This window comes from Streptomyces sp. NPDC051664 (assembly GCF_044453545.1).
Lineage (GTDB): Bacteria > Actinomycetota > Actinomycetes > Streptomycetales > Streptomycetaceae > Streptomyces.
Genome location: NZ_JBITCU010000009.1, coordinates 20,493 through 39,785 on the forward strand (window position 1 = coordinate 20,493; position 19,293 = coordinate 39,785).

Here is a 19,293-nt window from a genome sequence, read left to right on the forward strand (position 1 = left end):
GGCGGCGGTGGCGGTCAGGGTGCGGACGACGGCGGCAGGCAGTTCCGCGCCGGGGGCTTCCCTTCCGGCCAGGCGATCGCCACGAACCGCTGCGAGGCGTCCTCCGGCGCCAGCTCCACCACCGGCACCGCCTTGTTGTACGGGTTGCCGTGGTTGTCCAGGCAGATCCAGCCGCCGGCCCCCGACACCCGCAACGACCCCTTCACCCGTGGCCACTGCTCGCCCACGTCCGCGGGCTCCGGAAGGCGCTTGCCGTCCGGGGTCGCCTGCCGGATGCCGTGCACAGCCGTCGCCATCGCGTCGTACGCGATGATCACCTGGCCGTCGGTCAGATCCTGGCGACCGGTCGGGCCGATCGGACCCACCGGCTTCTTCCCCACAACCTCCAGCAGATCCAGGAACTCCTGGTAGTCCGCAGGGGAGCCGCCCGTCTTCTCCTTCGCCCCGCCCTTTCCCGCCGCCCAGGCGTCCGGGTGCGCGAGCGAGGCGTAGCGGACCGTCACCTTCCGGCGCAGCGTGTTCCGGTCGAGCTTCTTGTCGCCGCCGAGGTACGAGCCCTCGTCGCCGGTGAGTACGGTGAACGCCCGGTTCTGACAGCCACGGGCCCCGAGCGCGTTGATGAACTGCCGCAGCTGGGTGTGGCGCCCGGCGAAGAACACCGTCTCCGCGCCCGAGTCGCAGATCAGATGCGTGATCTGCTGAAACGTGTTGGCCGTGGTGCCCTCGTCGGTCGGATCCTTCGGCGAGGTGAACAGCTGCGGCTCGTACCGGGTGCCCTTCACCAGCGCGGCGAACGCCGCCTTCAGCGTGTCCGTGTAGTGGTCCCCGGTACGGGTGTCCTGGACCAGCAGCGCCTTGTCGGCCCGCACCTTGCCGAACTGGGCGAGGGCGCGCGCCTCGTCCCGGTTGGTGGGGGAGACCCGGGCCAGCCCCGGGAACGGGTCGCCCTTCGGGCCGTTGGCGATGTCGTCCGCGGTGATCGTCGAACCGACGACCGCGATGCGCGCGGCGGTCAGCTCCTTGACCGCCGACTTCACCTGCGTACTGCTGGTGGCCACTCCCGACACGGCCCGCAGCCGGTCCGGGGCGCCCGTCATCGTCTTGAGACGGTCCACCGTGGGGCGCCAGAGCAGGTTGTTCTTCCCGGTGTTGGCGAGGAGCAGACGGATCTTCGGCACCTGGTCGTTCGACAGATGGTTGGCCCGGTACTGCTCGGCGAACGCGCCCTGCAGTTCCCGCCGCATCTTCGTGCTCATCGAGCCGTCGATCGATGTCAGCGGCAGCAGCAGGGCGACGGACACGTACCGGCCCGGCTTCAGCCCGGCGTTCTCCCGCCCGATCGCCGCGGCGACATCGGTCAGCTCGGACATCCCGAAGTCGTAGCCGGAGCCGGAGACACCGATGCACTCGTCACTGCCCTGCGGACGCTCGACGCCCGGCACGCACCGCCGGTTCTCCGGGGCTGTGAGCCGGCTGATGCCGTACCACCCGGAGGTGATCACGAGCGCCCCCACCACGATCGTCGTGACGATCCTCTGCCGGGCCGTGTACCAGACGCGATAACGCAGCGGATTACGCATACGAGCCACCGTCCCCCTGTGTCCGTCCTGGTCCGTGCGCGGTGACCGGCGGGTGGGCCGGCGGCCCCGGTGGCATGGCGAGCGGCCGCCACGCCCTGATGTCCTGCGGCCAGTGCGTCGCCGCGTCCCAGAGCACACTGTTGCCCGTCGGATGCCTGCCGGACAGCTGCCGCAGCTCGAACGCCATCTTCTCGGTCACCTCGTCGTCCGGCAGCGCCAGCGGATCGGAGAGCAGCCAGACGGCGTGCAGCAGCCGGCGCAGCTGCAGCTGGAGCTCCGTCGCCCGCTCGTCGAGCCCCGCGAGCCCCGTCTCCTCGTCCGGCAACGAACCGGCCGACTCCTGCCCCAGGGCGATCGCCCGCCGCGGATCGGGGCCGGAGCTGCCGGGCGCGCGCGGATACGGCGCCGCGGCGATGAACCGCAGCGCGCGCAGCCAGCGCATCACGTCGGTGAGCGCGAACTGCACCCGCAGATGGGTCACACAGGCCCCCGCACCGCCCAGCACCAGCTCCTGGTGCAGGCGGTGCGGGACGCTCGGGAAGCTGCCCTCGGGCACATAGGCAGTGCGGAGCGACTCGTGCACCGCACGCCACATCGCGTAATGCGGGTGGTCACCGTCCTGGAACCGCAGCCGGTGCAGCAGCAGCGACCGCAGCAGCGGATCGGCGACGAAGTAGTCGGGACCGACCTGCCAGTCCTCCGACCGCAGCACATCCCGTACGAGCAGCGCCACATCGCCGTCCAGCGGGACCCCGCGCAGCCGCGTCCTCGCCAGCAGCCGGGCGGACTCCTCGCCGTGCGCGGCGGCCAGCACACTCAGGACGTCCGGACGCTGCCCCGGCAGCAGCTGCTTCAACAGCTCGTCCGCCACCCGCACCGGCGGCCGGTCCTCCCGCAGTTCCACCGTGCGGTCGAACAGTGCCCCGGGCACCAGTGCCGCCGGTTCCGCCGCCTCGCCCGCCGCCTGCGCGAGCAGCGCCACCCCGAGCGGGCGCCCGCCCGTCAGCCGGTGCACACCGCGGGCCAGTCCGGCCGGGGTGCGGCCCGCCGGATCGAACCGGTCGAACGCCGCCTGCACCTGCGTGGCGCTCAGCGGGGTGAGGTCCACCGCGAGGATCCCGGACGTCACCTCCGTGGACCTGGCCCAGTGCGAGCCGTGCGCCACCTCGGGCAGCCGGCGCCGCACCGCATGGCTCAGCCCCTCGTGGTCACGGGCCCGTGACGAGGCGAACACGGCGATCTGATCGCGGCCCCCGGCGCCGCGCTGCCGCAGCAGCGGCTCGACCAGCAGCCGCCCCAGCGCCGTGTGCGCATTGTCGAGCAGCAGCACCGGACGGCCCCGGCGGGCGCCGCGCGCCATACCCCGGTAGGCCCGGACCAGGTCCTCGACCAGCGCCAGCACCAGATGGTCCTCGGCCCGGCGGCGCAGATCACCGCCGCGCTCGAAGTCCACGGCCAGCTGCCGCAGCCCGATCCGGCCGTTGCCGCCCGCCTGCGGATAGCTCCCGTACCAGTCCGCCGACCGCCGCTGGAGCCGGCTGAACGTCTCTTCCAGCACCGTCTCCACGGTCGCCTCCGCGACCAGCCCCGCCAGCGGAACCATCGAGTCGAACGCGCTCGCCGCCAGCTTCGTCAGCACCTTCGCGACCCAGCCGGTCGCCGCGTCCCCCTTGGTGTCGACCGTGGCCAGCACCGGACCGAGCGACTGAAGATCCCGCTGCGCCCGGGTCTCGTCCTCCCGGCTCCAGGAGATCGAGGCGACCGCCACCAGCCCGAGACTCAGCCGCGGGAACTGCACCGGCCGCGCACCATGCACCCGCACCGTCAACTGCGCTGCGAGCTCCGGCAGCGCGCCGGTGACCGGAGTCCGGCCGGGCCCGGGGTCCTCGGGCGGGACGACCGCCTCGCAGTCGATCAGGGCGACCGGGGTGATCTCCCGGTACACGTGACGCAGCTGCTTGAGCACCGCGGTCTTGCCCATGCCGCGCCCGCCGGTCAGCACGACGACGGGCGGATCGTCGCGGTGCTCGTAGGCGGCCCTGGCGGAGCCGGTTGGGGTGAGACCTGTCAGACGCGCCGCAAGTCCGTCGTTGCCGAAGATCGCCTCGCGCCCGTACAGCTCTCTGTCCACAGCACCCCCCGTGCCGACACCATGTATGAACTGTCGCACCGTCAACAGCAGGATATCGACGGTGTGTTGGAGGTGGGTGAAGATTTTCGAACGATACGGGCGGTGCCGCCGGCAGGTCGCGGGCCCTCGTCAGCCGACCGAGATAGCGTCCAGTTTCGCGCGCAGATACGTGTGGGAGTCCACCGGCTCGTGGGTGACCCGGCCGGTCGGCGCGGGTACCGACTCGACCGTGGTGCGCGGGTCGCACTCGTAGAAATAGACGAGCGACATCAGCTCCTCGGCGGGGGCGTCGGAGGGCGGCGGCAGCACCCGGTGCCGGCCCGAGCGCCAGCGGTCGCCCGTCCAGCGTGCCATCAGGTCACCGATGTTGATGGTGAAGGCCTCGGGGTCGTACGGCGCGTCCTCCCAGCCGTTGTCGTCCGTGAAGACCTGCAGCCCGCCCTTGCCGGTCTGCCGGTCGAGGACCGTGACGGTACCGAAGTCGGTGTGCGGGCCGATCCGGAACTGACCCGGCTCCGGCTCCCCGACCACCTCGGTGCCCGGATACCAGTTGATGTTGAAACCCCAGGTGGGGTGGGTGGTGTGCCGGGTGAAGAAGTCCTCGGGCTCGCCGAGCGCCGCACCGAGCAGCTCCAGCAGCCGGTCGGAGAGCGTCCGCATCTGCGCGAGGTACTCCGTCACCAGGGCCCTCAGCCCGGGTGCCTCACGGGGCCAGGTGTTGGGCAGGAACCACTCGGCGTCGATCTCCGGGTCGCCGGTGGGGTCCTCGGCGGCGAAGGAGAGCGACTCCTTGAGGTCCGGGGGCGTCCGCGTACCTTCCGCACAGCCGTTGGCCTCGGCGCCGGGGCCGAGCCAGCCACGGCCGCCGACCTTGACGGCGTACGGCTTCTTCGCCGCGGCGGGCAGCCGGAAGAACCCCCGTGCGGCGTCGCGGATCGCGGTCCGCAGCGCGGGGTCCACGCCGTGCCCGGTGACCAGCAGGAAGCCTGCCGCCCGCAGCGCCGTGTCGACAGTCGCGGCGGTCTCGCGGCGGGCCCCGGCGTCGCCGGAGAGCCACGGTCGCAGATCGATGGTGGGAATCCCGGGCTCACTCATCGCCGATGTCCTCGTTCCATACATCCGGGTGGTCCTGGATGAAGGCGCGCATCATGGCGGTGCACTCGGCGTCGTCGAGGAGCACGACCTCGACGCCGTGCCGGGCCAGCCAGTCGTGCCCGCCGTGGAAGGTGGCCGCCTCGCCGATGACCACCCGGGAGATCCCGAACTGGCGGACCAGACCGCTGCAGTACCAGCACGGCGAAAGGGTGGTCACCATCGTCGTTCCACGGTACGAGCGCTGCCGCCCGGCAGCACGGAAGGCCGCGGTCTCGGCGTGCATGGACGGGTCGCCGTCCTGGACGCGGCGGTTGTGCCCGCGGCCGAGGAGTGAGCCGTCCGCCCCGTACAGCGCGGCGCCGATCGGGATGCCGCCCTCGGCCAGTCCGGCGCGGGCCTCCGCGACGGCGGTCCCGAGGCGCTCCCTGTCGACGTCTTGGCCGGTGCCCCCGGCGTCGTCCCTGTCCCTCATGCCGTTCACTCTCCCGGTCGCGGAACACCGGGGCAACGTGCGGTCACCGGTCACCCGTCGTCCTCAATCGCCGGACGGGCCTGATCTCCGAGCGGGCCCGGCGCCGGAACGCGAACCGACAGCTGCAGCATCCGTGAACCTGCGTGCGGTCACGAGGCGGGCGGAGCGGACTCCTCCGGCCCGGCTCCGCTCTCGCGGCGCTTGAGCTCCTCCTCGCGGCGGCGCAGATCCGCCTCCCAGTCCTTGAGGAGCGACTCGTCCTTCTTGCTCTCCTCTTTCAGCGCCTTCAGGAATTCCGGGTTGTCGTCCGGGGCCACCCACTCATGTCGGTGGTTGCGGTGCCATTCCGACGGCGTACGGCCCCCGGCGGGCGCGTGGCGCATCTTGCCCGCGCCCAGCCACACGAGCGGGCCCACGATCCAGAACAGCAGAATGATGAAGACCCAGGCGATCTTCGGAAGATGCTTGGCCTCGTCCTCCGGGGTGTTCAGGCAGTCGATGAACGCGTAGATCGTCAGTGCCAGAGGCAGGAGATAGATCAAGGCCCGGAACATGGTGAAGGGTCCCCCCGCGAAGAGATGGCGGGGCGCTGTCCCGCCCCCGGTGACGGGGCCAGGGTAGCCCGTGGCCGATACTTGTCCGCATGGCTTACGACGATCTTCGTTCCCTCCTCCGGGCGCTGGAGCGCGAGGGCGAGCTCAAGCGCATCAAGGCCGAGGTCGACCCCTATCTGGAGGTCGGCGAGATCGTCGACCGGGTGAACAAGGCGGGCGGGCCCGCGCTGCTCTTCGAGAACGTCAAGGGCTCGTCGATGCCCCTGGCCATGAACGTGTTCGGGACCGACCGGCGGCTGCTGAAGGCGCTGGGGCTGAAGTCGTACACCGACATCAGCGACAAGATCGGCGGCCTTCTCAAGCCGGAACTTCCGCACGGCTTCGTCGGGGTGCGCGAGGCGTTCGGGAAGCTCGGCTCGATGGTGCACGTACCGCCGAAGAAGGTGAAGTCGGACAACGCCCCCGTGCAGGAGGTCGTCCTCACCGGGGACGACGTGGACCTGGATCAGCTGCCTGCGCTCTTCACCTGGCCCGAGGACGGCGGCTCCTTCTTCAACCTGGGGCTCACCCACACCAAGCACCCGGAGACCGGCGTACGGAACCTGGGGCTCTACCGGCTCCAGCGCCACGACCGGCGCACCATCGGGATGCACTGGCAGATCCACAAGGACAGCCGCAACCACTACCAGGTCGCCGCCAAGCGCGGCGAGCGACTGCCCGTAGCGATCGCGTTCGGGGCGCCGCCCGCGGTGACGTACGCCTCCACGGCCCCGCTGCCCGGGGACATCGACGAGTACCTCTTCGCCGGGTTCATCCAGGGCAAGCGGATCGAGATGGTCGACTGCAAGACCGTGCCGCTGCAGGTCCCGGCGCACGCGGAGGTCGTCATCGAGGGGTGGCTGGAACCCGGGAAGATGCTTCCCGAGGGGCCGTTCGGCGACCACACCGGGTTCTACACGCCGCAGGAGCCCTTCCCCGCGCTCACCATCGACTGCGTGACCATGCGGAAGCGTCCGCTGCTCCAGTCGATCGTGGTGGGCCGGCCGCCGACCGAGGACGGCCCGCTGGGGCGGGCCACCGAGCGGTTCTTCCTGCCGCTCCTGAAGATCATCGTGCCGGACATCGTGGACTACCACCTGCCCGAGTCCGGCGGCTTCCACAACTGTGCGATCGTCTCGATCGACAAGAAGTACCCGAAGCACGCCCAGAAGGTGATGAGTGCCATCTGGGGCGCGCACATGATGTCGCTGACCAAACTGATCGTCGTCGTGGACTCCGACTGCGACGTCCACGATCTGCACGAGGTCTCCTGGCGGGCGCTCGGCAACACCGACTACGCCCGGGACCTCACTGTCGCCGAAGGCCCGGTCGACCATCTCGACCACGCCTCCTACCAGCAGTTCTGGGGAGGCAAGGCCGGCATCGACGCGACGAAGAAGTGGCCCGAGGAGGGCTACACCCGGGACGGGGGCTGGCCGAACATGGTCGAGTCCGACCCGGAGACGGCGGCGAAGGTCGACCGCCGGTGGAAGGAGTACGGGCTGTGAGTGCGGCCGAAGCGGCGCTGGGCCCCGGGCCCGCGCAACCGACCGGCAGGGTCAAGGCGTTCTTGCGGCTCGTGATGATCGAGCACTCGGTCTTCGCGCTGCCCTTCGCCTACATCGCCGCGCTGAGCGCGATGTTCCAGCTCGACGAGAACATCCACTGGGGGCGGCTGCTGCTCATCACCGTCGCGATGGTCGGGCTGCGCACGTTCGCGATGGCCGCGAACCGGATCATCGACCGCGAGATCGACGCGCGGAACCCGCGTACCGCCAACCGCGAGCTGGTCACCGGTGCCGTCACCGTGAGGTCGGCATGGACGGGTGCGCTCGTCGCCGTGGTCGTCTTCCTCGGGGCCGCCGCCCTGCTGAACCCGCTCTGTCTGGCGCTCGCGCCGATCGCCGTCGTACCGATGGTCGTCTACCCGTACGGCAAGCGGTTCACCCACTACCCGCACGCCATCCTGGGTATCGCGCAGGCCATGGGGCCCATCGGTGCCTGGCTCGCGGTCACCGGCAGCTGGTCGTGGGACGCGGTGATCCTCGGCCTCGCGGTCGGTGTCTGGATCGGTGGCTTCGACCTGATCTTCGGCTGCCAGGACGTCCAGGCGGACCGCGCGCACGGCGTGTTCTCGGTCCCGGCCCGCTTCGGTATCCCGGCGGCGCTCTGGGGTGCCCGGGTCTGCCACGTGGTGACGACCGGGCTGCTGGTCTGGTTCGGGCTCGCGACGGGCGCGGAGCTCTTCTACTGGATCGGCATGGTGATCGTCGCCGTGGCGTTCGTGTACGAGCACCGCGTGGTGCGGCCGCACGACCTGTCCCGGCTGAACCGGGCGTTCTTCTCCGTCAACGGGTTCATCGGGATCGCGCTGTTCGCATGCGCCCTGCTGGATCTGCTGGTGCGCGGCCTCACACCGTGAACGCAGGGGGCACAGGACGGGCGGCGCGGCGCGGGCGGCGGAACGCGAACGCCGCACCCACCCCTCCGATCAGCCCGGACAGATGCCCCTGCCAGCTGATCCCGGAGTCGGTCGGCAGCACGCCCCACAGCAGCGAGCCGTAGACCACGGCGATCACGACGCCCACCACTATGTCGAGCGGTCTGCGGTCGACGAAGCCGCGGACCAGCAGATAGCCGAAGAGGCCGAAGACGACGCCGGACGCGCCGAGCGTGACCGTGTGCGGCGGCGCGGTCAGCCAGACGCCGAGGCCGCTGACCATGATCACGGTGAGGGCGACGGCGGCGAACCGGCGTATCCCGCCGAGGGCGGCGATGAAGCCGAGGACCAGTAGCGGGAGGGTGTTGGAGGCGACATGCTCCCACCCGCTGTGCAGGAACGCGGCGGGCACGATGTCGAGCAGCTCGCCCGGCTCGCGCGGGGTGATGCCGTAGGTGTCGAGCGCCTGGCCGGTCGCCATGTCGATGGATTCGAGCACCCACAGCAGTGCGATCCAGCCCAGCATCAGCGCGCCGGCCGTCACTGCCCGTGCGGAGGTGCCTGTACGGGTACCGGTCATGGCCGCCCCCCTGTCCATGGCCTGTTCACAGCCGTCCTCGGCTCTGTCCCCGGCCTGTCCTTCATCTGTCGGAACGCCCGGAACCCCTCGCTCGGTTCCGCAGGCCGTGCGCCGGATAGGCTCGGGTGTGTGGAATCCGGGACTTCAGTGAGTCAGCAGCAGCGGCAGCCTTGGATTGTCGGGGTTTCCGGTGCTTCGGGCACACCATTCGCCGCCGCCGTGCTGCGCGGTCTGCTGGCCGCGGGGGAGAGCGTCGATCTGGTGGTGAGCCGGGCCTCGCGGCTGACGCTGCTGGACGAGACCGGGATCGCCTTCCGCGACGCGCACTGGCAGGAGGACCTGCGGAGCTGGCTGGCGCGCGGGGCGGACGGGAAGCCGCACACCTTCGATGTGGAGGTCGACCGGGTGCGCCACTGGGCGGCCGGTGATCTCGCGGCCGGGCCGTCCTCGGGCTCGTACCCGGCGAAGGGGATGCTGATCGTGCCGGCCTCGACGGCCTGTGTGGCCGGGGTGGCGCTCGGGCTTTCGAAGGATCTGCTGCAGCGGGCCGCGAGCGTGACGCTCAAGGAGCGGCGGAAGCTGGTCGTCGCGGTGCGCGAGACTCCGCTGAACGGTCAGACACTGAAGCATCTGGTGGCCCTGGACGAGGCGGGTGCCGTGGTGCTGCCCGCCTCTCCGGCGTTCTATGCGGGCGCGACGCACATCCAGGATCTGGTGGACTTCGTCGCGGGGCGGGTGCTCGATGCGGCGGGGGTGCCGCATCAGCTGTACCGCCGGTGGGAGGGGGAGCTCGGTGGCTCCCGTGACTGAGGCCGGCCCGGTGGGGCCGGGGGTCAGCGCTTCTTCGGGGCGCGCTGGATGCGGGTCTTGTCGATCTCGCGCGCGGCGGCGGGCTGGTGGGCACGCGAGCGGTTGGCCAGGTCCTGCAGCTCGCGCATCCGGGCGTAGGCCATCTCGATCGTGTACACGGTGTCTTCACTCCTGAGGATTCGAAAGAACTTCTTTGAAAATCTGAAAGATCTGCAGGGCGTGAACCCTGTATGCCTTAGATTCTATACGTAAACTCGCGGTACTGCTGAACAATGGAAGGTTTCAGTCATATGGACGCGGTGGACAGGCAGCTCATCCAGGCCCTCAGGGAGAACGGCAGGGCCTCGTACGCCGAGCTCGGGCGGCTCGTCGGGCTCTCCGGGCCCAGCGTCACCGACCGCATCAACCGGCTGGAAACCGCCGGTGTCATCACCGGCTACCGCGCCACCGTCGACGCCGCCTCGCTCGGTCTCGGGGTCACGGCCCTGATCGGTATCTCGCTCTCCGACGCCGCTGACCACGAGGACGTCGCACGCCGGCTCAAGGACCTCGCGGAGATCGAGGACTGCTGGTTCATCGCGGGCGACGACTCGTACATGCTCAAGGTGCGCGTCGGTGACGTCGACGGTCTGGAGAAGACCATTCGCCGGCTCAGCGGTACGAAGGGCGTCTCCCGCACCCGCACCACGATCGTGCTCTCCACCAAGTGGGAGAACCGGGTCGGGGAACTTCCCGAGGAGTCGTAGGCGTAACGTGGTGGAGCCCCCGGGTGACCGGGGGTTCCACCGGGGGTTTCCGGGGGAGCGCACGTACCGCACAGCACGTCAGAGACATCTGGGAGGCAGCCGCATGGACGTCGGGCTCAAGCGCGAGCTGGAGGAGAAGGTCCGCGCAGGGGAGCGCCTGACCCGTGAGGACGGCATCGCCCTCTACGCGTCGGACGATCTGGCCTGGCTCGGCGGCCTCGCCCACGAGGTGCGGACGCGCAAGAACGGCGACGTCGTGCACTTCAACGTCAACCGGCACCTCAACATGACGAACGTGTGCACCGCGTCGTGTGCCTACTGCTCGTTCCAGCGCAAGCCGGGCGAGAAGGACGCGTACACCATGCGCATCGAGGAGGCCGTCCGTCTCGCGAAGGCGATGGAGGGCGAGAGCCTCACCGAGCTGCACATCGTCAACGGGCTCCACCCCACGCTGCCGTGGCGCTACTACCCGCGCTCCCTCAGCGCGCTGAAGGAAGCCCTTCCGCAGGTCTCCCTCAAGGCGTTCACCGCCACCGAGATCCACCACTTCGAGACCATCTCCGGGCTCTCCGCCTCGGAGATCCTCGACGAGCTGATCGAAGCCGGCCTGGAGTCACTGACCGGCGGCGGCGCGGAGATCTTCGACTGGGAGGTCCGCCGGCACATCGTGGACCACAACACCCACTGGGAAGACTGGTCGCGCATCCACCGCCTCGCGCACGAGAAGGGTCTGAAGACCCCGGCGACGATGCTGTACGGGCACATCGAGGAGCCGCGTCACCGCGTCGACCATGTGCTGCGGCTGCGTGAACTGCAGGACGAGACCGGTGGCTTCCAGGTCTTCATCCCGCTGCGCTACCAGCACGACTTCGTCGACATGAAGGACGGCAAGGTCCGCAACAAGCTGCAGGCGCGGACGACGATGGCGACCGGCGCCGAGGCTCTGAAGACCTTCGCCGTCTCGCGTCTCCTGTTCGACAACGTCCCGCACGTCAAGGTCTTCTGGGTGATGCACGGGGTACAGACCGCCCAGCTCGCGCTCCAGCACGGCGCGGACGACATGGACGGTTCGGTCGTCGAGTACAAGATCACGCACGACGCGGACAACTACGGCACGCCGAACAAGCTCGGCCGCGACGATCTGCTGGACCTGATCCGGGACGCGGGCTTCCGCCCCGTCGAGCGGAACACCCGCTACGAGATCATCCGCGAGTACCCGGGGCCGGACGCGGAGCGCCGTGAGTCGCCGCAGCCGATGCGGGTCTGACGCGGCGGTTCGCTCCGCCGTCGAACTGCCGGCGCAGAGCTCTCTGTACGAAAGCCCCGGCCGCCGTCCCCGGCCGGGGCTTTCTCGCGTTGTGGACGGCGCTTGAGGTAACCATGTTGTAATGGCTAATCTGCCGCTATGGCGCTTACATTCGAGGTGGATCCCAAGTTCGACAGCACTCTGCGGGACGGCATCTGCGCACTCTGGGCCGATGTCTCCAACGCGGGTGGTGCCGTCGGCTTCGTGCCACCCGTCACCACCGAGGACATCCGGCCCGAGCTGGTCAAGCACCTCGCCTCGATGGCCGAGGGCCGTACCCGGCTGCTGGTCGGGTACGACGAGAAGGGCGCCGTCGCCGCCACGGCCTTCCTCGTCCGCAACACCCACCGGCTGATGTCCCACTGGCTCTGGCTCTACACGGTGATGGTCCATCCCGGCCACCAGGGCAAGGGCTACGGCCGCGAGCTGATGACCGCCGCGGCGGAGGCCGCCCGCGGGGCCGACGGGATAGAGGCCATCCGGCTCACCTGCCGGGGCGGCACCGGGGCCGACCGCTTCTATGCGACGTGCGGATACAAGGAGGTCGGCCGGGTGCCCGGCGCGATCCGGGTCGCCGACGGGGACGACCGCGACGACATCATCATGCTGCTCCCGCTGGGGTGACTCGCCTGGCCCGCCCGCCGAAGTGATCGAATTCGGGGCATGCTTCACTGGTCGGGCAGGGTTGTCGTACGTAGAGAGAAGGCCAGCCGTGTCCGCTGCCAAGCCGAGCGCAACGATCCGGTACACGCTGATGCGCCTCAGCATCTTCGTCGGCTGTCTCGCCGTCGTCGCCGTGGCTGTCGCCTACGGTGTGCTGCCCTCCGGGCTCGGCGGATCCAACGTCATGTGGGTCGTCATGCTCGCCCTGCTGCTCTCCGCACCGCTCAGCTACATCCTGCTGCGCAAGCAGCGCGACGAGATGTCCGCGCAGATCGCCCCCAAGATCGACCGCGCCAAGGCCCGGCTTGCGGCGAACCAGGGCCAGGAGGACGGCGTCGCCCCGTAGCGCCGTGCTGCGCCGCGGTACCGCGTGAAGCCCGCGTGATGTCGGGGTGAGGGTTACGTAAGGTTCCTCACACGTGCGCACTGTTCGTTCGACGCCCCAGTGCCGGAGCACGCGCTCCTGCGCTGGGGTTTTTGCGTCCCGTCGCGTGGTGCGAGATGCATTTTTGCCAAGGCTCCCCAAAGAACACCTTTGAGGTTCTCAAAGTTCAAGTGTTAACGTGTTCGACATGAAGACAGCTGTGCGCCCCCGCCATCGAGCCGGCCTTGAGCTCGTGGGGCGCCTGCATGTCGATCTCTGCCGCTGTATGTCCGCGGTCTGTTGCCGCAACGTCTGAACCGGCATCATGCAGCGGCGCCGCCCCTGACGCGGGCGCCGCACCCCCGTCCCCCCGCGCCGTCCCCGTGCGCCCCGATGCGTCACATCTGGAGTGTGTCCGTGTCCGCGAATCCCGCGTCCGCCACCGCCGGCACCCGCCGGCAGTCCGGCTCCGGTTTCCGTATACCCAAGGTCCCGTTCTGGGCCCAGATCGTCGCCGGTCTGGTCCTCGGCGTGCTGCTCGGCTGGCTCGCCCGCAGCTACGACATCGGCTGGTTGTACACCACGCTCGACAAGGTCGGCCACATCTTCGTCCAGCTGCTGAAGCTGGCCGTCGCGCCCCTCGTCTTCTTCGCGATCCTGGTGTCGATCACCAACCTGCGCAAGGTCAACAACGCCGCCCGGCTGGCCACCCGCACCCTGCTCTGGTTCATGATCACCTCGCTGATCGCCGTCGCCATCGGCCTGGCGATCGGCCTGATCACCAACCCGGGCGCCGGCACCGGCCTGACCCCGAAGGACGGCAAGCTGCCGGAGGGCGCGGGCTCCTGGCTCGACTTCCTGACGGGCATCATCCCGGAGAACGTGATCACCCCGTTCACCGAGCTGAACGTCCTGCAGATCGTCTTCATGGCCGCCGTCGCCGGTATCGCCGCGCTCCAGCTCGGCGAGAAGGCCCAGCCGATCCTCACCCTCAGCGAGTCGATCCTGGAGCTCCTCCAGAAGGCCCTGTGGTGGGTCATCCGTCTCGCCCCGCTCGGCACCGTGGGCCTCATCGGCTACGCGATCGCCGACTACGGCTGGGACCTGCTCGGCAAGTACGCGACGTTCACCGTCGACGTCTACGTGGGCTGCGCCCTGGTGCTGTTCGGCGTCTACCCGCTGCTGCTCGCCACGGTCGCCAAGGTCAACCCGCTCCAGTTCTTCAAGGGCGCCTGGCCCGCGATCCAGCTGGCCTTCGTCTCCCGCTCCTCGGTCGGCACGATGCCGGTCACCCAGAAGGTCACCGAGCGTCTCGGCGTCCCGAAGGAGTACGCCTCGTTCTCCGTCCCGTTCGGGGCGACGACGAAGATGGACGGCTGCGCCGCGATCTACCCGGCGCTGGCGGCGATCTTCATCGCGCAGATCTTCGACGTCCAGCTGGGTGTCGGTGACTACATCCTGATCGCGTTCGTCTCGGTGATCGGCTCGGCGGCCACCGCCGGTCTCACCGGTGCGACCGTCATGCTGACCCTCACGCTGTCCACGCTGGGGCTGCCGCTGGAGGGCGTGGGCCTGCTGATGGCCATCGACCCGATCCTGGACATGATGCGTACGGCCACCAACGTGGCCGGCCAGGCGCTGGTCCCGGTGATCGTCTCGGCACGCGAGAAGATCCTCGACCTCGACGCGTACAACTCGGCCTCGTCCTCCCCGGTCGACGACGAGGTGCGCGACGCGGAGCCGGTGGGCGTCCCGGTCGCCGCGTAACGGGCACACCTCCGGCGAGCGCCCCCGGTCCTTCGAGGACCGGGGGCGCTCGCCGTTGTACGCGTACGGAAGGGGGAGCCGGAGCGCGGGAAGACATGACCTTCGGTGGGGGTGAAACCGGCCACCGGACGGCTCGGGAAGGCTTCTCCGTCCGCCGCCCGAGGGGTCTGCGCCGTACTCTTGCCGAGGAGTGGCGCAGTGGGGTGGGAGGAAGTCGGACGTGGGTGCTGTGAAGAGCAAACGGATGCCGCGTGCCGTGCGTGAGCAGCAGATGATGGACGCCGCGGTGCAGACTTTCGGGCAGCGTGGCTACCGGGCCGCCTCGATGGACGAGATCGCGGAGCTGGCCGGCGTGTCCAAGCCGTTGGTCTATCTGTACCTGAATTCCAAGGAGGAGCTCTTCACCTCCTGTATCCAGCGTGAGGCAAAGGCGCTGGTCGCAGCGGTGCGGTCGGGGGTGGAGCCGGGGCTGCCGGCGGACCGGCAACTGTGGGCCGGGCTACGGGCATTCTTCACGCACACCGCGGAGAACCCGGACGGCTGGGCGGTGTTGCACCGGCAGGCACGTACGCACGGGGAGCCGTTCGCCACCGAGGTCATGGTGATGCGGGACGAGATCGTTGCGTTCGTGACGGGTCTGATCGGCGCCGCTGCGCGCGAGGCGCACCACGATCCGGCGCTCCCGGACCGCGATGTGTCGGGCCTGGCGCAGGCGCTCGTGGGGGCCGCGGAGTCGCTCGCCGGCTGGGCGAACGACACCCCGGGCGTCTCGGCGAAGGAAGCCGCGGCCACGCTGATGAACTTCTCGTGGGCGGGCCTGGAGAACCTCATGCACGGCCGCCCGTGGGCGCCGCGGGCCCAGGCAGCCGCTCGGACCTAGGGCCTCTCGTCTGGATCATGCTGGGCTCGCAGGGTCCGGCACGCGCATCTGCCGCGTTGTCGTCGGTCTTCCCCGAGCTCTCGGCTTCGCTCGCGCAGGGGAGGCCCCATTCGCTCCGCGTGGACTCCCTCCTCCGCCTTGCAGCTGCACGCACCACGGTGACATCAGCCGCTCCGCGGCGGGCCGCTCCCTGGTCCAACCCGATCCGAACGAAAGACCGTAGCGGCCGGCCGGCCGGTCAGGACTGCGGCTGCGCACCGTCCCGTGCCGTCGACCCGGTGAGGTGGACGCGGCCGCCGCCGTTGCGGAGCTGGAAGGCGGTGCCTGAGCCGTCCACCGCGTACGTCACGGTCGCCGGGAGCAGGACGGGAGCCCTGAAGTCGGCCCGGACGTAACTGATCCTGCCCGGTTCGGCGGACTCGGCCAGACAGCGGGCGACCGTCCACATGCCGTGTGCGATGGCCCTCGGGAAGCCGAACAGCCGGGCGGTGAGCGGATACAGGTGGATCGGGTTCCGGTCACCCGACGCGGCGCCGTAACGACGACCCAGATCGCCGGGCAACCGCCACTCGGCGGCGGCGGGGAGTTCGACGGCGGGGAGGGCGGGGGGCCCGGCCTCGGCAGCGGGCGAGGCCCCGCGTGCCGAGTGGCGGGAAAGGTAGCCGCTGCGGGACTCCCACACCAGCTCGCCGCCCGACCGCGCCTCGGTCACCATCGTCACCTCGGTGCCTCGCCGATGGGGCGCCAACGCATCCGCGTACACGGTGAGTTCGAGCACTTCCGTTGGGTGTGACGCCCGGTGCCGGGTGATCTCGATCCAGGTGTGGACCAGCCCGACGACGGGAAGCGGGAAGCTCCGTCCGGTCATCAGCCGCATCGCGAGCGGGAAGCCCAGCACATGCGGATACGTCAGCGGCAGTGTGCCCGACTCGGCGAAGCCGCAGATCCTGCTGTACGAGGCGAGAGGGCCGGGTGCGATCCGTACGTCCCGGACGACCAGGCGGTCGGCCGGCAGCGCGGCGCCGGGCCGGCCCGCCCGCTTGAACGGGGACGTGACGGCGCCACGTACCAGTGATGCCGTCAGACCCCGGGAAGTGGCAGTGGTCGACATCGACATCACGCCCCGAGCAGGCTCTGGCCGCAGACCCGCACGATCTGGCCGTTCACGGCCGCCGAAGCGGGCTGGGCGAACCATGCGGTCGTCTCCGCGACATCGACCGGAAGACCGCCCTGTGCAAGGGAGTTCATCCGGCGGCCCGCCTCCCGGATGAAGAGGGGGACGGCGGCGGTCATCTTGGTCTCGATGAATCCGGGGGCGACCGCATTGACCGTGACGCCGTGGTCGGCGGCGGCGCGCGGGGCCAGGGAGCGGACCAGGCCGATGATGCCCGCCTTGCTGGCCGCGTAGTTCGTCTGACCGGTGTTGCCCGCGATACCGGCGATGGACGCGGTGGCGACGATCCGCCCGCCCCGGTTGATGGTGCCCGCCTCGAGCAGCGCATCCGTGGTGCGCAGCACGCTGTCGAGGTTGACCTCGACGACCTGGGTCCAGCGGTCGGCGGGCATGTTGGCGAGCCGCCGGTCGCGGGTGATGCCCGCGTTGTGGACGAGAATGTCCAGGCCGCCGGGGACTGCGGCGGCGATCCGCTCGGCGGCGTCGTCCGCGGTGATGTCGAGCGGCAGCGCCGACGCACCGAGCCGGTCGGCGGTACGCGCCAGCTCGTCCCGGGACTGCGGGATGTCGAGGCAGATGACCTGCGCTCCGTCCCGCGCCAGGACCGATGCGACCGAGGCGCCGATGCCGCGAGCCGCGCCGGTGACCAGCGCGGTGCGTCCGGCGAGTGGTGCGGCCGGGTCGGCGGCCGGATCGGGCGCGGCGCCGGTGAGTTCGACGACCTGGCCGCTGACGTACGCGGACCGGGGGGAGAGCAGGAACCTGAGGGTGGACTCCGCCGAGGCGGCTGCATCCGGTTCGATCCGGAGCAGCTGGACCGTGGCGCCCCTGCCGATCTCCTTGCCGAGCGATCGCACGAACCCTTCAAGAGCCTGCTGGGCGGCCGCCTGATGATGGTCCTCGGCCGACGGCCGCACCCCGACGATCACGATCCGGCCGCCCGGCGTCAGCGACCGTACGACAGGGTGCAGCGCCGCGTGCACGTCGCCGAGCCCGGCGACGGTGGCAACTGCCGTCGCGTCCAACACGATTCCGGCAGGGCGGGCTGCCGGTTCGGCGCTCCGGACCACCGTGAGGCCGGTGGCGGCGAGAACCGCACCCAGCTCCTGCGCAACGGCGGAGTCCCCGGCAGTGAGGTGCAGCAGCGGGCCGTCCAGTGACTGCGTCTCCAGCGACCAGCGACGCAGCCGCGCCGGCTGCGGCAGGCCGAGCTTCCGGGTCAGAAATCGGCCGGGTGCTGTGCCGGTGAAGTGCAGATAGCGGTCGGCCATTGTCCAGACTCCCTGCGCGGTCGTAGATTTTACTGCGGAGTAAGGTTACTCAAGAGTCAGGAGCAGGTCGAGATGAGTTGGTCGAGATGATCCCCCTTGCTCTCCCGCAGCCGCGCCGGGTCGCGGTCATCGGCGGCAGCCGTATCCCGTTCGCACGCTCCGACGGCCCGTACGCACACTCCTCCAACCAGGAGATGCTCACCGCCGCACTGAACGGTCTGGTCGAGCGGTTCGGGCTCCAGGGGCAGCAGGTCGGCGAGTTCGTCGCAGGCGCCGTCCTCAAGCACAGCCGGGACTTCAACCTGGCCCGCGAGACCGTCCTCGGCTCGGCGCTCGACCCGCGCACCCCCGCGTACGACATCCAGCAGGCCTGCGGCACCGGCCTCCAGGCCGTCATCGCCGCCGCCGACAAGATCATGCTCGGCGCGGTCGACTCCGCGATCGCGGGCGGCACGGACACCACGAGCGACGCACCCCTCGGCGTCAACGACCAGCTGCGCAGACTGCTGCTGGCGGCCCGGCGGGCAAAGTCGACCGGCGGACGGATCAAGGCACTTACGGGGATACGGCCCCGGCATCTCGTCCCCGACATCCCGCGGAACGCCGAACCCCGCACCGGACTCCCGATGGGCGAACATGCGGCGATCACCGCCCGGCGGTGGGACATCGGCCGCGCCGAGCAGGACCTCCTCGCCGCCACCAGCCATCAGCGGCTCGACGCCGCGTACGAACGCGGCTTCCTGCACGACCTCGTCGTCCCCCACCTCGGCCTGGCCCGCGACCAGAACCTCCGCCCCGGCTCCACCGTGGAGAAACTCGCCACCCTGGAGCCGGTGTTCGGCGCCGACCATCCCGACGCGACGATGACCGCGGGCAACTCGACCCCGCTCACCGACGGCGCCGCCACCGTGCTGCTGGCGAGCGACGAGTGGGCCGAGGCGCACGGCCTGCGGCCGCTCGCGTATCTCTCGCTGTACGAGACCGCCGCCGTCGACCACGTGGGCGGCGATGACGGGCTCCTGATGGCTCCCGCGTACGCCGTACCGCGGATGCTGGAGCGCGCCGGGCTCACCATCGAGGACTTCGACCTCTTCGAGATCCACGAGGCCTTCGCCTCCCAGGTGCTCGCCACCCTGGCCGCCTGGGAGAAGCAGGGGCTCGCCCCGGTCGACCGGGACAGGCTCAATGTGGCCGGATCGTCGCTCGCCACCGGGCATCCGTTCGCCGCGACCGGGGCGCGGATCGTCGCCACCCTCGCCAAACTGCTCGCTGAGCGGGAAGCTCCGGGCCGTGGGCTGATCTCGATCTGCGCCGCGGGCGGCCAGGGAGTCACCGCGATCCTGGAACGCCCCTGATTCCCAAGCCCCTTTCAGCGATCGAGGACAACTTCAAGCCCGAGCGGCGGCCGAGGACGAAACGGC

19 protein-coding genes are annotated in these 19,293 nt (G+C 70.2%); 10 read left to right on the forward strand and 9 right to left on the reverse strand.

The annotated features are described in order from the left end of the window. Positions 1 to 14 precede the first annotated feature (14 nt). From ACIA8E_RS18530 to ACIA8E_RS18550, 5 genes are all read right to left on the reverse strand, one after another. Positions 15 to 1,580, reverse strand: coding sequence for an ABC transporter substrate-binding protein (locus tag ACIA8E_RS18530; RefSeq protein WP_399299220.1), 1,566 nt, complete (start codon positions 1,578 to 1,580; stop codon positions 15 to 17). Next, positions 1,573 to 3,711: a hypothetical protein gene (locus ACIA8E_RS18535; protein WP_399299222.1), complete on the reverse strand. Its 2,139-nt coding sequence runs from the start codon at positions 3,709 to 3,711 to the stop codon at positions 1,573 to 1,575. The genes ACIA8E_RS18530 and ACIA8E_RS18535 overlap by 8 nt, the downstream gene beginning before the upstream one ends. A gap of 129 nt (positions 3,712 to 3,840) precedes the next feature. After that, the gene (locus tag ACIA8E_RS18540; protein WP_399299224.1) at positions 3,841 to 4,806 is read right to left on the reverse strand and encodes an isopenicillin N synthase family dioxygenase; all 966 of its coding nucleotides are present in this window, start codon (positions 4,804 to 4,806) and stop codon (positions 3,841 to 3,843) included. Then, a complete protein-coding gene (locus ACIA8E_RS18545; RefSeq protein WP_399299226.1) occupies positions 4,799 to 5,278 on the reverse strand; it encodes a nucleoside deaminase in 480 nt (159 codons plus the stop codon). The genes ACIA8E_RS18540 and ACIA8E_RS18545 overlap by 8 nt, the downstream gene beginning before the upstream one ends. Positions 5,279 to 5,427: 149 nt before the next feature. After that, the gene (locus ACIA8E_RS18550; RefSeq protein WP_389494350.1) at positions 5,428 to 5,832 is read right to left on the reverse strand and encodes a PLD nuclease N-terminal domain-containing protein; all 405 of its coding nucleotides are present in this window, start codon (positions 5,830 to 5,832) and stop codon (positions 5,428 to 5,430) included. 89 nt (positions 5,833 to 5,921) lie between these two features. Between ACIA8E_RS18550 and ACIA8E_RS18555 the strand changes: the two genes are divergently transcribed. After that, positions 5,922 to 7,379, forward strand: a complete 1,458-nt coding sequence (locus tag ACIA8E_RS18555; protein WP_399299227.1) for a menaquinone biosynthesis decarboxylase — start codon at positions 5,922 to 5,924, stop codon at positions 7,377 to 7,379. Next, entirely contained in the window at positions 7,376 to 8,293 is a 918-nt protein-coding gene (gene mqnP / locus ACIA8E_RS18560; protein ID WP_399299228.1) for a menaquinone biosynthesis prenyltransferase MqnP, read from the forward strand. Before ACIA8E_RS18555 ends, mqnP begins: the two co-directional genes overlap by 4 nt. Here the strand turns inward: mqnP and ACIA8E_RS18565 are convergent. Next, positions 8,283 to 8,891 carry a rhomboid family intramembrane serine protease gene (locus ACIA8E_RS18565; RefSeq protein WP_399299230.1) on the reverse strand — a complete coding sequence of 203 codons (609 nt, stop codon included), beginning with the start codon at positions 8,889 to 8,891 and terminating at the stop codon, positions 8,283 to 8,285. The genes mqnP and ACIA8E_RS18565 overlap by 11 nt on opposite strands. 147 nt (positions 8,892 to 9,038) lie before the next feature. On the opposite strand from ACIA8E_RS18565, the gene ACIA8E_RS18570 reads away from it, so the two are divergent. After that, positions 9,039 to 9,701, forward strand: coding sequence for a UbiX family flavin prenyltransferase (locus tag ACIA8E_RS18570; RefSeq protein ID WP_399299700.1), 663 nt, complete (start codon positions 9,039 to 9,041; stop codon positions 9,699 to 9,701). A gap of 23 nt (positions 9,702 to 9,724) precedes the next feature. Here ACIA8E_RS18570 and ACIA8E_RS18575 read toward each other — a convergent pair whose 3' ends face one another. Further along, complete coding sequence (locus ACIA8E_RS18575) at positions 9,725 to 9,859, reverse strand: hypothetical protein (protein ID WP_399299232.1); 135 nt, start codon at positions 9,857 to 9,859, stop codon at positions 9,725 to 9,727. Positions 9,860 to 9,991: 132 nt separating this feature from the next. On the opposite strand from ACIA8E_RS18575, the gene ACIA8E_RS18580 reads away from it, so the two are divergent. The 6 genes from ACIA8E_RS18580 (at position 9,992) to ACIA8E_RS18605 (ending at position 15,427) form a co-directional block, all read left to right on the forward strand. Next, entirely contained in the window at positions 9,992 to 10,447 is a 456-nt protein-coding gene (locus ACIA8E_RS18580) for an Lrp/AsnC family transcriptional regulator (RefSeq protein WP_030928011.1), read from the forward strand. A gap of 103 nt (positions 10,448 to 10,550) precedes the next feature. Further along, positions 10,551 to 11,714 (forward strand): aminofutalosine synthase MqnE, encoded by a 1,164-nt coding sequence (mqnE, locus tag ACIA8E_RS18585; RefSeq protein WP_399299234.1) that lies wholly within the window; start codon positions 10,551 to 10,553, stop codon positions 11,712 to 11,714. A 138-nt stretch (positions 11,715 to 11,852) separates the two neighbouring features. Then, on the forward strand, positions 11,853 to 12,377 hold the full coding sequence (locus tag ACIA8E_RS18590) for a GNAT family N-acetyltransferase (protein ID WP_399299236.1): 525 nt from the start codon (positions 11,853 to 11,855) through the stop codon (positions 12,375 to 12,377). Positions 12,378 to 12,465: 88 nt separating this feature from the next. Next, a complete protein-coding gene (locus ACIA8E_RS18595; RefSeq protein WP_399299238.1) occupies positions 12,466 to 12,762 on the forward strand; it encodes a DUF4229 domain-containing protein in 297 nt (98 codons plus the stop codon). 435 nt (positions 12,763 to 13,197) lie between these two features. Beyond that, the gene (locus tag ACIA8E_RS18600) at positions 13,198 to 14,547 is read left to right on the forward strand and encodes a dicarboxylate/amino acid:cation symporter (protein WP_399299240.1); all 1,350 of its coding nucleotides are present in this window, start codon (positions 13,198 to 13,200) and stop codon (positions 14,545 to 14,547) included. A gap of 244 nt (positions 14,548 to 14,791) precedes the next feature. Next, positions 14,792 to 15,427: a TetR/AcrR family transcriptional regulator gene (locus ACIA8E_RS18605; protein WP_328629798.1), complete on the forward strand. Its 636-nt coding sequence runs from the start codon at positions 14,792 to 14,794 to the stop codon at positions 15,425 to 15,427. A gap of 238 nt (positions 15,428 to 15,665) precedes the next feature. Here ACIA8E_RS18605 and ACIA8E_RS18610 read toward each other — a convergent pair whose 3' ends face one another. Both ACIA8E_RS18610 and ACIA8E_RS18615 read right to left on the reverse strand, forming a co-directional pair. Then, positions 15,666 to 16,538: a MaoC family dehydratase gene (locus ACIA8E_RS18610; RefSeq protein ID WP_399299242.1), complete on the reverse strand. Its 873-nt coding sequence runs from the start codon at positions 16,536 to 16,538 to the stop codon at positions 15,666 to 15,668. A 5-nt stretch (positions 16,539 to 16,543) separates the two neighbouring features. Then, a complete protein-coding gene (locus tag ACIA8E_RS18615; RefSeq protein ID WP_399299244.1) occupies positions 16,544 to 17,872 on the reverse strand; it encodes a 3-oxoacyl-ACP reductase in 1,329 nt (442 codons plus the stop codon). Between the two features lie 86 nt (positions 17,873 to 17,958). Between ACIA8E_RS18615 and ACIA8E_RS18620 the strand changes: the two genes are divergently transcribed. After that, a complete protein-coding gene (locus ACIA8E_RS18620) occupies positions 17,959 to 19,227 on the forward strand; it encodes an acetyl-CoA C-acetyltransferase (RefSeq protein ID WP_399299246.1) in 1,269 nt (422 codons plus the stop codon). Positions 19,228 to 19,293 lie beyond the last annotated feature (66 nt).